This is a genomic window from Duganella sp. 3397 (genome assembly GCF_031456625.1).
Taxonomy (GTDB): Bacteria; Pseudomonadota; Gammaproteobacteria; order Burkholderiales; family Burkholderiaceae_D; genus Rugamonas; species Rugamonas phyllosphaerae.
Map to the genome: position 1 here is coordinate 46,371 of NZ_JAVDVB010000001.1, position 13,659 is coordinate 60,029.

At 64.3% G+C, this 13,659-nt stretch carries 6 protein-coding genes; 2 read left to right on the forward strand and 4 right to left on the reverse strand.

The genetic code is table 11. The features are described 5' to 3' along the window. Positions 1 to 6 precede the first annotated feature (6 nt). Positions 7 to 1,128, forward strand: coding sequence for a DegT/DnrJ/EryC1/StrS family aminotransferase (locus tag J2X54_RS00220; RefSeq protein ID WP_310176466.1), 1,122 nt, complete (start codon positions 7 to 9; stop codon positions 1,126 to 1,128). Then, complete coding sequence (locus J2X54_RS00225; protein ID WP_310176468.1) at positions 1,125 to 1,688, forward strand: GNAT family N-acetyltransferase; 564 nt, start codon at positions 1,125 to 1,127, stop codon at positions 1,686 to 1,688. Before J2X54_RS00220 ends, J2X54_RS00225 begins: the two co-directional genes overlap by 4 nt. 58 nt (positions 1,689 to 1,746) lie before the next feature. On the opposite strand, the gene J2X54_RS00230 is transcribed toward J2X54_RS00225, so the two are convergent. From J2X54_RS00230 to J2X54_RS00245, 4 genes are all read right to left on the reverse strand, one after another. Continuing rightward, positions 1,747 to 3,102, reverse strand: coding sequence for an HlyD family type I secretion periplasmic adaptor subunit (locus J2X54_RS00230; protein ID WP_310176470.1), 1,356 nt, complete (start codon positions 3,100 to 3,102; stop codon positions 1,747 to 1,749). Then, on the reverse strand, positions 3,075 to 5,225 hold the full coding sequence (locus J2X54_RS00235; RefSeq protein ID WP_070246092.1) for a peptidase domain-containing ABC transporter: 2,151 nt from the start codon (positions 5,223 to 5,225) through the stop codon (positions 3,075 to 3,077). The genes J2X54_RS00230 and J2X54_RS00235 overlap by 28 nt, the downstream gene beginning before the upstream one ends. 209 nt (positions 5,226 to 5,434) lie before the next feature. Further along, positions 5,435 to 12,466, reverse strand: coding sequence for a heme utilization protein (locus J2X54_RS00240; RefSeq protein WP_310176473.1), 7,032 nt, complete (start codon positions 12,464 to 12,466; stop codon positions 5,435 to 5,437). A 730-nt stretch (positions 12,467 to 13,196) separates the two neighbouring features. Continuing rightward, on the reverse strand, positions 13,197 to 13,607 hold the full coding sequence (locus tag J2X54_RS00245; protein WP_310176475.1) for a hypothetical protein: 411 nt from the start codon (positions 13,605 to 13,607) through the stop codon (positions 13,197 to 13,199). Between the last annotated feature and the right edge of the window lie 52 nt (positions 13,608 to 13,659).

Consider the following 13,659-nt stretch of genomic DNA (forward strand, 5'->3'; position numbering starts at 1 on the left):
AATATCATGAGCGTTCCATTCCTCGATCTCAAAGCAATCAACCTGGCGCACGCGGCAGAACTCGAAGCGGCGTTCAAACGCGTGCTCAATTCAGGCTGGTACGTGCTGGGCAGCGAAACCGCCGCCTTCGAAAAAAACTTTGCCGCCTATTGCGACAGCAAGCACGGTATCGGCGTGGCCAACGGCCTGGACGCCATCTTCCTGATCCTCAAGGGTTATGGCATTGGCCCCGGCGATGAAGTCATCGTTCCAAGCAACACCTTCATCGCCACCTGGCTAGCGGTCAGCCATTGCGGCGCCCGCCCGGTACCGGTAGAGCCGGTGGAATCCACCTACAACCTGGACCCGGCGCTGGTCGAAGCGGCCATCACGCCGCGCACCCGCGCGATCATGGCGGTGCACCTGTATGGCCAGCCAGCCGACATGACGGCGCTGCGCGCGATCGCTGCACGCCACAACCTCAAGCTGATCGAAGACGCGGCCCAGGCACACGGCGCACGCGTGAACGGCAGCGTGGTCGGCCAGCTAGGCGATGCGGCGGCCTTCAGCTTCTACCCGGGCAAGAACCTGGGCGCGCTGGGCGACGGCGGCGCCGTCACCACCAATGACGATGCGCTGGCCGAACGCATTCGCACCTTCCGCAACTACGGTTCCAAGGTCAAGTACTACAACGAAGTGCGCGGCTACAACTCGCGCCTGGACGAACTGCAAGCCGCGCTGCTCGATGTCAAGCTGCCGCACCTAAACGACGGCAACGTCCAACGCCGCGCCATCGCCGCTTACTACCAGGAACACCTGGCCGGCGTGCCGGGCCTGACACTGCCTGTGGTGCCGGATTGGGCCGAGCCGGTCTGGCACCTGTACGTGGTACGCCACGCACAACGCGACCGCCTCGCGCAGCTGCTGGCTGAGCGCAAAGTGGGCACCATCGTCCACTACCCGGTGGCGCCGCATCTGCAACCCGCATACGCCGAGCTGGGCTTTAGCGAAGGCGACTTCCCATTGGCCGAAGCGATCCACCGCGAGGTGCTGAGCCTGCCGGTATCGCCGGTGATGACGCTGGAGGACGCCGCCGAAGTGGTCGCTGCCGTGCGCGCGGTCCTGGCGGATCTTGAGAAAGCAGCATGATTGCAGGCTCCACTTTCCGTAAGCCACAGCTGGTGCGTGGCAAGCAGTTGCAGTTCCGCGATGCCACGGTAGCCGATGCAGAATTCATCCTGGGTTTGCGCACCGATGAGAAAAAGGGCCGCTACCTCTCCGCCACCACGGCCGATGTCGATACGCAGCGCGGTTGGCTCACCAGTTACGCCAGCGATGACAGCCAGGTGTATTTCATCATCTGCGCGCTCGACGGCACGCCGGTGGGTACCGTGCGCCTGTATGACCAGCAGGACGATTCGTTCTGCTGGGGATCGTGGATCAAGAGCGACACTGCGCCACGCGGCTTTGGCGTGGAATCGACACTGATGATCTACGACTTTGCCTTGCAACTGGGCTTCCGCCGGTCGCACTTCGACGTGCGCCAGCAAAACGTGAGCGTCATCCAGTTCCACGAGCGCATGGGTGCAACCCGCACCGGCGAGACCGAGCTTGATTACCTGTTCGAGATGAGCAACGACGCGATCGTGAACGCGCTGGGGAAATTCCGCAGCAGCTATTTGCCGGATGGCGCTATCGTCACGATGTAACGATGGCAGGCGCCCCATCTGGGGCGCTTTTTTTGTCTGCGCGCTGGGTATGGTGTGCTTACGGCTCGCGAATCGACTCGTCCAGCGCCCGCGTGAGCGGGTACAGCAGGTACGACATGACGGTGCGCTCGCCCACCACGATTTCCGCCGAGACCGTCATGCCGGGCATCAGCTGCGTGCCCGGCGCCACTTTCTTGAGCGCCCCGGTGTACGGAATCCGGCTCAGGTAATAGGTGTCCATGCCGCCGCCGTTCTTGTCGGCGGTGTCGCGCTTGAACGAATCCTGGCTGACCGTGCGCACCTTCCCTTCCAGCATGCCGTGCTTCATGAAGGTGAACGCATCGACCTTGATATGGGCTGGCATGCCGGCCTTGATGAAGCCGATATCGACCGAGTCGATCTGCACTTCCGCCTCCAGCTCGGCGCCCAGGGGCACCAGGGTGAACATCTGCTCGGCCTCGCGCACCACCGACCCCACCGAGAACTTGGCAATTTCCAGCACAACGGCGTCGGCCGGCGCCACCATCTGCACCATTTTCAGGCGCTTGTCGGCCTTGGCCAGCTGCTCGTTGATGCCGTCACGGTCGCGCGTGGCCGACAGCAGGTCTTCCATCGCCTTTTGGCGCCAGCTGCGCTCGAAGGCGGCGCGCTCGGCCTGCACCGAGGCCAGCTCGCTGGCCATCTCGATGGCCTTGTTGCGCTGCATGTCCATGTCGCGCTCCACTTCCAGCCGGCGGTCGCGCGCCTGCAACAGCTGCATCTTGGCGCCGAAGTTTTCGGCTACCAGCTGCTCCTGCATGCTCTCCACTTCCCGCAGCGATTTGACGCGCTGGGCCAGCACCACCTGGTCGTGCTTGTTGGTTTCCAGGCCGGCCCGCAGGCGCGCGATGTTCTGGTCCATTTTCGATTTTTGCGCATCGTAGTTGCCGCGCCGCTCAGCCGACAGCTGCTGCTGCAGGCGGGCATCGTCGCTGCCAGCTTCGCTGCTGCCGGCCTTGCCGCCCAGTTCCGCTTTGAGGCCGGCGGTCTGGTTGTTCAGGCTGTCGAGGCGGATGCGCAGCTGGGTTTCATCGGCCGCGCTGAAGGTGGGGTCGAGCGTGGCCAGCAATTGACCCTTCTTGACCACCTGCCCCACGCGCACGTCGATGCTCTGGATGATCGACGTGTCGAGCGGCTGCACCACGATATTGGGCAGCGGGTTGACCAGGCGGCCGTGGGCGATCACGACCTTGTCGATCGGCGAGACGCTGGCCCAGATGATGAAGCCGACCAGCGTGAGCACCAGCAAGTGCAAGGTCAGTTGCACGAAGCGCGGCAGCGGGCCGCGCTCGATGGCGTCGGCGTCCGGCAGGAAGTCGATCTCGGTCTGATCCTTCTTGCGCCGGCTTAGAGGTGGCTTGTTTGCTGGTTCCATAAATGCTGGTAGGTGTCGCTACGGGTGAGCAGTTCTTCATGCCGGCCGGCGTCCACCAGGGAGCCTTGCTGCATGACCATGATTTTGTCGGCATTGACCAGCGTGGACAGGCGGTGCGAAATCATCACCACCGTGCGGCCCACCGCGATCTTCGACAAGTTTTTAATGAAGATCGCTTCCGATTCCGGGTCCAGCGCGGATGCCGCTTCGTCCAGGATCAGGATGCGCGGCCGCGCCACCAGGGTGCGTGCAATCGACAGCCGCTGCTTCTGGCCGCCCGACAGGTTCGAGGCATTCTCTTCCAGGACGGTGTCGTAACCCTGCGGCAGGCGCTCGATGAATTCGTCGGCGCCGGCCGCCACCGCCGCCGCCACCAGTTCTTCGAAGGCGGCGTCGGGCTTGGTGACCGACAGGTTTTCGCGCACCGTGCCACGGAACAGGAAGTTCTCCTGCAATACCACGCCAATCTGGCGCCGCAGGTGCGCCAGCTCGATCTCGCGGGCGTCGATGCCGTCGAACCGCACGATGCCTTCCTGCAGCGGATACAGGCCCTGGATCAACTTGGTCAGGGTGGTCTTGCCGGAACCGGAACGGCCGACGATGCCGACCACCGTGCCCTGCTCGATGGTGAAGCTGGCCTTGTTGAGGGCCAGGTTCTGCGCGCCCGGATAGCGGAAGATCACGTTGTCGAACTTGATCTCGCCATCGAGTTGCGGGCGCAGGCCGGTGGCGCCGGCGCGTCCTTCCGGTGCGCGGTTCATCACCTCGCCCAGCATGCGCACCGACAGCGCGGTTTCCTGGTACTCGTTGATCAGGCCGACGAGCGAAATCAGCGGCTGCGTGACGCGGCCCGACAACATCTGGAACGCGATCAGGCCGCCGACGGTGAGCGTGTTATCGAACACGTCGCCGGCGCCCACCACGATCAGGGTCACCGGCAGCATCTTGCCGAGGAAGTCGGTCACCGCATTGCCGGCGATCGAAATCTGCCCGACGCGGAAGTGCATGGTGATCGCCTCGGCCGAGCGCTGGTCCCAGGTGCGGCGCTGCGACGGCTCGATGGCCAGCGCCTTGACGGTGCGCATGCCGTGGATGGTTTCCACCAGCATGCCCTGGCGCTGGCCTTCGGCCGTGTACAGCGCGTTCAGGCGGCGCTGGAAGGTGGGCACCATGGCCAGCACCACGCCGCAGATCATGGCGGCGAACAGCAGCACGATCAGGGTCAGCTTGAACGAATAGCTGAACAGGATCGGAATGAATACCAGCAGCGAGATCACGTCGAGCGCGGTGAAGAACATGCGGCCGGTGAGGAAATTGCGGATCTTTTCCAGCTGCTGCATGTGGCGCGTGATGACGCCGGCGCTGGTGGTCTCGAAAAAATCGATCGGCAGCGACAGCAGGTGGCCGAACACGCGGCGCGTCAGGCGCATGTCGATCTTGTTGCTGGCGGCAAGCGTGAGGGTCTGGCGCAGGAAGCCGAACAAGGCGTCGAACACCAGCGCCATGGTGATGCCCACGGCCAGCACCTGCAGGGTGGTCACGCTCTGGTGGGTGAGCACCTTGTCGATCACCAGCTGGAAGAAGATGGGCGAGGCCAGCGCCAGGATCTGCATGGCGATGGCAGCGATGAAGATGTCGCGGAACGCCGCCTTCTGGCGCAGGATCTCGGGAATGAACCAGCGCAGGCCGAATGGCTGGTGCGGGTCGGTAAATTTGTGTTCGCGCTTGATGAACAGCACGTCACCGCGCCAGCGCTGCTCGAACTCGGCGCGCGCGACCATGATCACGGTGGCGTTGGCCAGCGCCGGGTTCAGTACCGCCACGTGGTCGGGCGCGCCGTCCTCGCCCGGCTTGACGCCGACGATGATGACCATGTTGCCGCTGACCAGGCGCGCCATCAGCGGAAACACGCCGCCCTGCGCAAGCAGGCGCGACCAGGTCAGTTTGTCGGCCTTGGCTTTCAGGCCGATCTCGGACGCCATGCGCAACAGCACGCCGTTGCCCGGTTCTTCCGCGCGCAGCGCGTACTCGTCGATCAGGCGTTCGGGATTGATTTGCAGGCCGTGATGCTGCGCGATCGCCGTCAGGCACTGTACCGCGGTATGGGGAAATTTATCTTGCATAGGGCCTGGTGGAAAAGGAAACCGGCGTGGTGCCGATCATGGAATTTTACCCCGCCAAGGTGTTGCCTCGGGGATTTTGTTGTTTGCAAGCAAAGGTGGTTTTACATTTCTATTCGGCAGATGAAAGCGCTGCGCGGGCCGAAAAAAAACGGCAAGACCCGCAGGTCTTGCCGCTTTCACGGTACTACCGGTTCAGCTTACGTCATCGCTTACTTGGCAGCCAGGATGCCCTGGGTATGGCCGCCTTGCAGTGCCTTGAGGCGCAGCGAGTCGTCGGTGCCCGCCTGGTGCGTCGAAGCGGTCAGCTTGTTCTCGAAGTTGCCGATGGCGCTGGCCATGGCGGCAACCGAGGCGTTCACGCCCGATGGCAGTTCCAGCTTGCCCGTGTTGGCGGTGCTGGTGGCTGCCGCGCCAAAGCTCGACAGCGCGTTCGACAGGCTGCTGACCGACGAGGTCAGGCTGCTGCCCGACTTGCTGCTGTCCTGGAACCAGACGTCCGCTGCCTGGTGCACAGCGCCGTCGGTGGTTTCGAAGGTCGAGACCATGCCGATCAGGTTGCCGTTATCGACGATCGAGGTTTTCTGCACGTCGAGGTTCAGCTTGGCGATGTTGAGGTCGGCCAGCGACTTCAGTTCCTCGCCCTGGCTGACGCCGTCGGCATTGCCGTCCACCCACACGCGCAGGTTGTTGAACTGTGCATCCTTGGCGTCGATCACGCTGTCGCCGTTGGAGTCGAGTTCTGCCAGCGCCTGGTAGCCGTTGGCCGCTTTCTGGCCGTTGGCCAGCGTGGTGCCTTCGCCGAACAGTTCGCTACCGTTGTTGATCACGCCATCGCCATTGCGGTCCAGGACCAGCAGGCCGTCGCCGCCACCCACCCAACCGACGTTGGATTTGTTGCCGGTGGCCAGCAGGTCGAACTGCACGCCGGCCGACAGGTTCAGGGTGTTGATGCCGTTGCCGTTCAAATCGAGCACCAGTGGGCTCGACAGTGGCATTGCCGCTTGCTGGTCGGCGGTGATCGCCGCTTTCAGCGTGGTATTGGCGTACAGCGCATCGACCTGGGCCATGGTCAGCGACTTGATCTGGTCGGTGGACAGGGTTACGAACTGGTCGGTGGTCAGCTTGGTGAACTGCTGCGTGGTCAGCGCTGCCAGCGACGCGGTTTTCAGCGCAGCGATGTCGGCCGTCTCCAGGGCAGCGATGCTGCTGGTGGACAGCGCGCGCAGCTGGGTGCTGGTCAGCGCGTTGATCTGGTCGCTCGACAGCGCCACCGCTTGCGCAGTGGTCAGGCCGGCAGCCAGGGCGGCGGTGCTCAGGCTGGCGACCTGGGTCGTGGACAGCGCGGCCAGCTGGTCGGTGGTGATGGCGGCGAGCTGGTTGGTGCGCAGGGCGGCAACCGCTTCCGTTTTCAGCGCGTTCAGGTCTTGCGTTTCGAGTGCAGCGACACTGGTCGTGCTCAGCGACGATACCTGGACCGAGCTCAGCGCAGCGGCCTGGCTGGTGCTCAGCGCAACGACCTGGTCGGTCGTCAGGCCGCCGGCCATTTGCGCCGTGGTCAGCGCGCCCAGCGACGTGGTCGTCAGGCTGCCGATCTGGTCGGTGGTCAGTGCACGCAGCTGGGTGGTGGTCAGCGCGGCGATCGACGACGATTTCAGCGCATTCAGGTCAGCCGTTTCCAGCGCGGCAACCGAGCCGGTGGACAGCGCAGCCACTTGCATCGTGCCCAGTGCACCGGCCTGGGCCGTGGTCAGCGCCACGACCTGGTCGGTGGTCAGCGCGCGGATGCCGGCCGTGGTGAACGCTGCCAGCTGGGTGCTGGAGAGCGTTGCGATCTGGTCGGTGGTCAGTGCGGCGATCTGGTTCGATTTCAGGGCGGCGATGCCGGCGGTGGTGATGCCGGCCAGGTCGGCCAGCTCGATCGCCACCAGGTTGCTGGTCGACAGTGCGCCAACTTGCGCGGTGGTCAGGCCGGCGATCTGGTTCGACGACAGCGCGACGATCTGGTCGGAGGTCAGGCCGTTGGCGACGTTGGCCGTGGACAGGGCCGACAACGACGCGGTCGTCAGCGCCTGCACCTGGGCGGTGGTGATTGCCGCCACTTGCGTCGAGGTCAGGCCGGCAAACGCGGCGGTTTTCAGCGCAGCCATGTCAGCCGTTTCCAGCGCGACGATGGCGTCGGTGGTCAGGGCCGCGACTTGCTGGGTGGTGAGCGCGTTGGCGGCGGTGGTGCTCAAGGCCACGATCTGGTCGGTGGTCAGCGCACGCACCTGGTTGGTGGTCAGCGCGGCCAGGCTGGCGGTTTTCAGGACAGCGAAGTCGGACGTTTCCAGCGCGACGATGGCGTTGGTGGACAAGGCAGCAACTTGCTGGCTGGTCAACGCGCCGGCCTGGGTCGTGGTCAGCGCCACGATCTGGTCGGTGGTCAGCGCGGCAGCGCCGGCGGTGGTCAAGGCAGCCACCTGGCCGGCCGACAGCGCGACCAGCTGTTCGGTGGTCAGCGCGGCAACCTGTACCGTGCGCAGCGCGGCGATGTCGCCGGTGGACAGGCCAGCCAGGTCGGCTGTTTCGATAGCCACCAGGCCACTGGTCGACAGTGCGGCCACTTGCGCGGTGGTCAGGCCGGCGATCTGGTTCGACGACAACGCGACGATCTGGTCGGTGGTCAGGCCGTTGGCGATGTTGGCGGTCGAGATGGCCGACAGCGACGCGGTGGTCAGCGCCTGCACCTGGGCGGTGGTGATTGCTGCCACTTGCGTCGAGGTCAGGCCGGCAAACGCGGCGGTTTTCAGCGCGACCATGTCAGCCGTTTCCAGCGCGACGATGGCGTCGGTGGTCAGGGCCGCGACTTGCGCGGTGGTCAGCGCGTTGGCGGCGGTGGTGGAGAGCGCCACCACCTGGTCGGTGGTCAACGCACGCACCTGGTTGGTGGTCAGCGCGGCCAGGCTGGCGGTTTTCAGCGCAGCGAAGTCAGCGGTTTCCAGCGCGACGATGGCGTTCGTCGACAGGCCAGCCACTTGCTGGCTGGTCAGTACGGCAGCCTGGGTGGTGGTCAGCGCCACGATCTGGTCGGTCGTCAGCGCCGCAGCGCCAGCGGTGGTCAGCGCCACGACCTGGTTGGTGGACAGTGCCACCAGCTGGTCGGTGGTCAGGGCGGCCACTTGCGCCGTTTTCAGGGCGGCGATACCGGCGGTGGTGATGCCGGCCAGGTCGGCTGTTTCGATGGCCACCAGGTTGCTGGTCGACAGCGCGCCAACTTGCGCAGTGGTCAGGCCGGCGATCTGGTTCGACGACAGCGCGACGATCTGGTCGGAGGTCAGGCCGTTGGCGACGTTGGCCGTGGACAAGGCCGACAGCGATGCGGTGGTCAGTGCCTGCACCTGGGCGGTGGTGATTGCCGCCACTTGCGACGAGGTCAGACCGGCGAACGCGGCGGTTTTCAGCGCAGCCATGTCAGCCGTTTCCAGCGCGACGATGGCGTCGGTGGTCAGGGCCGCGACTTGCGCGGTGGTCAGCGCGTTGGCGGCGGTGGTGGAGAGCGCCACGATCTGGTCGGTGGTCAGCGCACGCACCTGGTTGGTGGTCAGCGCGGCCAGGCTGGCGGTTTTCAGCGCCGCGAAGTCGGACGTTTCGAGCGCAGCAATCGCGGCGGTGGACAGGCCGGCCACTTGCTGGCTGGTCAGTACGCCAGCCTGGGTGGTGGTCAGCGCGACGATCTGGTCGGTCGTCAGCGCGGCAGCGCCGGCGGTGGTCAGCGCCACGATCTGGCCGGTGGACAGGGCCACCAGCTGGTCGGTGGTCAGCGCAGCCACTTGCGCCGTTTTCAGGGCGGCGATACCGGCAGTGGTGATACCGGCCAGGTCGGCTATTTCGATGGCGACCAGGTTGCTGGTCGACAGCGCACCGATTTGCGCGGTGGTCATGCCAGCGAGTTGGGTCGAACTCAGCGCGACGATCTGGTCGCTGGTCAGGCCATTGGCGATGTTGGCCGTGCTCAGGGCGGCCAGGGCCGACGTGCTCAGGCTTTGTACCTGGGCAGTGGTCAGGGCAGCAACCTGGGCCGAGGTCAGCGCGGCGAACGAGGCGGTATCCAGGCCACGCAGGTCGGCCGTTTCCAGCGCGACGATGGCGTCGGTGGTGAAGGCGGCCACTTGCGCGGTGGTCAGCGCGCCGGCGCCTTCGGTGGTCAGGGCCACCACCTGGTCGGTGGTCAGGGCGCGGATCTGGTTAGTGGTCAGCGCGGCGACCGCGGCGGTTTTCAGCGCAGCGAAGTCGGACGTTTCCAGCGCTACGATGGCGTTGGTGGACAAGGCAGCGACTTGCTGGCTGGTCAGCGCGCCAGCCTGGGTCGTGGTCAGGGCAACGATCTGGTCGGTCGTCAGCGCGGCAGCGCCAGCGGTGGTGAACGCGGCCACCTGGCCGGTCGACAGCGCGACCAGCTGGCTGGTCGTGAACGCGGCAACTTGCGCCGTTTTCAGGGCAGCGATGTCGCCGCTCGACAGGCCGGCCAGGTCGGCTACTTCGATGGCAACCAGGTTGCTGGTCGACAGTGCCGCCACTTGCGCGGTGGTCAGGCCGGCGATCTGGTTCGACGACAGCGCGACGATCTGGTCGGAGGTCAAACCATTGGCGATGTTGGCGGTCGAGATGGCCGACAGCGACGCGGTGGTCAGCGCCTGCACCTGGGCGGTGGTGATCGCTGCCACTTGCGTCGAGGTCAGGCCGGCAAACGCGGCGGTTTTCAGCGCGGCCATGTCAGCCGTTTCCAGCGCGACGATGGCGTCGGTGGTCAGGGCAGCGACTTGCGCGGTGGTCAGCGCGTTGGCGGCGGTGGTGGAGAGCGCCACGATCTGATCGGTGGTCAGGGCACGCACCTGGTTGGTGGTCAGCGCGGCCAGGCTGGCGGTTTTCAGCGCAGCGAAGTCAGACGTTTCGAGCGCGGCAATCGCGGCGGTGGACAGGCCGGCCACTTGCTGGCTGGTCAGTACGCCAGCCTGGGTGGTGGTCAGCGCGACGATCTGGTCGGTGGTCAGCGCGGCAGCACCGGCGGTGGTCAGCGCGACGATCTGGCCGGTGGACAGTGCTACCAGCTGGGTGGTGGTCAGGGCGGCCACTTGCGCCGTTTTCAGGGCGGCGATACCGGCGGTGGTAATACCGGCCAGGTCGGCCACTTCGATGGCGACCAGGTTGCTGGTCGACAGCGCGCCAACTTGCGCGGTGGTCAGGCCGGCGATCTGGTTCGACGACAGCGCGACGATCTGGTCGGAGGTCAAACCGTTGGCGATGTTGGCGGTCGAGATGGCCGACAGCGATGCGGTCGACAGGGCTTGCACCTGGCCGGTGGTCAGGGCAGCGACTTGCGACGAAGTCAGGCCGGCAAACGCGGCGGTTTTCAGCGCAGCCAGGTCGGCCGTTTCCATGGCGACGATGGCGTCGGTGGTCAGGGCCGCGACTTGCGCAGTGGTCAGCGCGTTGGCGCCGGCGGTGGTCAGGGCCACCACCTGGTCGGTCGTCAGGGCACGGACCTGGTTGGTGGTCAGCGCGGCCAGGCTGGCGGTTTTCAGCGCCGCGAAGTCAGACGTTTCGAGCGCGGCAATCGCGGCGGTGGACAGGCCGGCCACTTGCTGGCTGGTCAGTACGCCAGCCTGGGTGGTGGTCAGCGCGACGATCTGGTCGGTGGTCAGCGCGGCAGCGCCAGCGGTGGTCAGCGCCACGACCTGGTTGGTGGACAGTGCCGCCAGCTGGTTGGTGGTCAGGGCGGCCACTTGTGCGGTACGCAGGGCAGCGATACCGGCGGTGGTGATGCCAGCCAGGTCGGCCACTTCGATGGCGACCAGGTTGCTGGTCGACAGCGCAGCAACCTGGGCAGAGGTCAGGCCGGCGATCTGGTTCGAGCTCAACGCAACGACCTGGTCGGAGGTCAGGCCGTTGGCGATATTGGCGGTCGAGATGGCAGACAGCGACGCGGTCGACAGGGCTTGCACCTGGCCGGTGGTCAGGGCGGCGACTTGCGTCGAGGTCAGGCCGGCGAACGCGGCGGTTTTCAGCGCAGCCAGGTCGGCCGTTTCCATGGCGACGATGGCGTCGGTGGTCAGGGCAGCGACTTGCGCAGTGGTCAGCGCGTTGGCGCCGGCGGTGGTCAGGGCCACCACCTGATCGGTCGTCAGGGCACGGACCTGGTTGGTGGTCAGCGCGGCCAGGCTGGCGGTTTTCAGGGCGGCGAAATCAGACGTTTCCAGCGCGGCAATCGCGGCGGTGGACAGGCCGGCCACTTGCTGGCTGGTCAGTACGCCAGCCTGGGTGGTGGTCAGCGCGACGATCTGGTCGGTGGTCAGCGCGGCAGCGCCAGCGGTGGTCAGTGCCACGATCTGGCCGGTGGACAGGGCTACCAGCTGGTTGGTGGTCAGTGCGGCGATTTGATTCGATTTCAGAGCGGCGATACCGGCGGTGGTGATGCCGGCCAGGTCGGCTATTTCGATGGCCACCAGGTTGCTGGTCGACAGTGCCGCCACTTGCGCGGTGGTCAGGCCGGCGATCTGGTTCGAGCTCAGCGCGACGATCTGGTCGGAAGTCAGGCCGCTGGCGATGTTGGCGGTGGACAGTGCCGACAGCGATGCGGTGGACAGCGCCTGCACCTGGGTGGTGGTCAGAGCGGCCACTTGCGCGGAAGTCAGCGCGGCGATCGAGGCGGTTTTCAGCGCAGCCAGGTCGGCCGTTTCCAGCGCGACGATGGCGTCGGTGGTGAAGGCGGCCACTTGCTGGCTGGTCAAGGCGTTGGCGGCGGCGGTGGACAGCGCGACGATCTGGTCAGTGGTCAGGGCTTTGACCTGGGCGGTGGTCAACGCGGCGATCGAGGCGGTCTTGAGGGCGACGAAATCAGCGGTTTCCATGGCCACGATGGCCTCGGTACCGAAGGCGGCAACTTGCGCGGTGGTCAGCGCGCCGGCCTGGCTAGTGGTCAGCGCGACGATCTGGTCGGACGACAGCGCGCGCACTTGCGCGGTGGTCAGGCCGTTCAGGGCGCTTGTAGTGAGGGCGGCGAAGTCCTCGGTGGCCATGCGCGAGATGGTAGCGGTGGAGATGGCGGCTATTTGCTGCGAACGCAGCGCCATCACCTGGTTCGTGGTCAACGCCACAATCTGATCCGACGTCAGATCCGTGAAATTGGAAGTGCCCAACGCGGCGATCTGCGTGGTGGTGATGGCCGCAACGTTTTGCGTGCTTAAACCGGTGAAATAGCCCATGTGTAAATCTCCTAAAAGAAGGCGCTGATTCGATGTCTGTCCAAAAGTTAACAACGGCCCTGTCCGTCGTCGTTGGCCTTCGTCAGTGGCAATATGCCGTTTTATTAATATGTATTTATAACCAAGCCGTGAGTACCGCCGCAACAAAGCGCTCGTATCGTTCTTTACGTCAACAAAAATGTTAACTTTAGCAAACGGTGCGAGCTTTTTTTATTGCGCAATATGCAAAAACTATTTCTTATCTAATTCACCACAAGAATTCGGGGTAAAGTGCCCGAAGGGGAAAGCCAGCTGGCAGCATGGATACAGGGCGACCGGCAGGAATCTTCCGCTGAGTAAACTTATTCCCATTAGGAAAAATATCTGATTGCGGGTTGATCCATTGTCGACTCAAAAATATAAGCCTTTGAAAACAATGTATTTTTTTCAAACGATGGGGAGCTGACCAGCTACCCGGAACGTCCGAAGTAACGCAAAGTATAGCTGACTTACTTGCTGAAAAGAATTTATTTGACGCCCTGTCTCGTTGAAGCAACCAACTTTCAGACAATATTTAGCGGGCAATAAAAATGCAAAATCGGCCACCTTGCATTACTTTCACAAAATTAACCTTGATTAATGGCATTAAAACATCGTTTCTACAACAGTATTTCACAATCGTAACTTTGTGAAATCATACTGTGCATCAATGTTGTGACCGGACAATGACTTGTATTAGAGACAGTTGTTTTCAGCGCGCGGACGGCGCTTGAGAGAATGGACGGTGACGCAGGCGCCAGACCAGTACTGTTGCCGTGGCGGCCAGCAGGACCAGCGCCACCACGTTGAGGACGAACACGCCATGGCCGAACCGCGCCACCAGGCCCAGGCTCACGCCCGCCTTGACGCTGAACTGCCAGCTGCCGTCGTAGGGAAAATAACTGCCCACCTGGGGCAGGTAATAGAAGATACCGCCGATCAGACCGCTGATCATGCGCCTGAGCGACAGCACGGCCGCCAGGAAACCGAGCATGGCCACGCCGAACACAACTGCTAGCGCACCGCCGGCCTGCTGCGGACCGAGCAAGCCGAGGCTGACGGCCAGCGCCAGCGCGCTATTCAATAACAGTACCCGCGCCAGCCATTTTTCAAATTCCTGCATCTGGTGATCTCTTCGACTAACCGCGCCCGCTGCGCGCCGCGGAATTGTACCC

Excerpts from the sequence above, each read along its gene's own strand:
- J2X54_RS00220 (WP_310176466.1), top strand. The coding sequence starts at position 7 with ATGAGCGTTCCATTCCTCGATCTCAAAGCAATCAACCTGGCGCACGCG.
- J2X54_RS00225 (WP_310176468.1), top strand. The coding sequence starts at position 1,125 with ATGATTGCAGGCTCCACTTTCCGTAAGCCACAGCTGGTGCGTGGCAAG.
- J2X54_RS00230 (WP_310176470.1), bottom strand. The coding sequence starts at position 3,102 with ATGGAACCAGCAAACAAGCCACCTCTAAGCCGGCGCAAGAAGGATCAG.
- J2X54_RS00235 (WP_070246092.1), bottom strand. The coding sequence starts at position 5,225 with ATGCAAGATAAATTTCCCCATACCGCGGTACAGTGCCTGACGGCGATC.
- J2X54_RS00240 (WP_310176473.1), bottom strand. The coding sequence starts at position 12,466 with ATGGGCTATTTCACCGGTTTAAGCACGCAAAACGTTGCGGCCATCACC.
- J2X54_RS00245 (WP_310176475.1), bottom strand. The coding sequence starts at position 13,607 with ATGCAGGAATTTGAAAAATGGCTGGCGCGGGTACTGTTATTGAATAGC.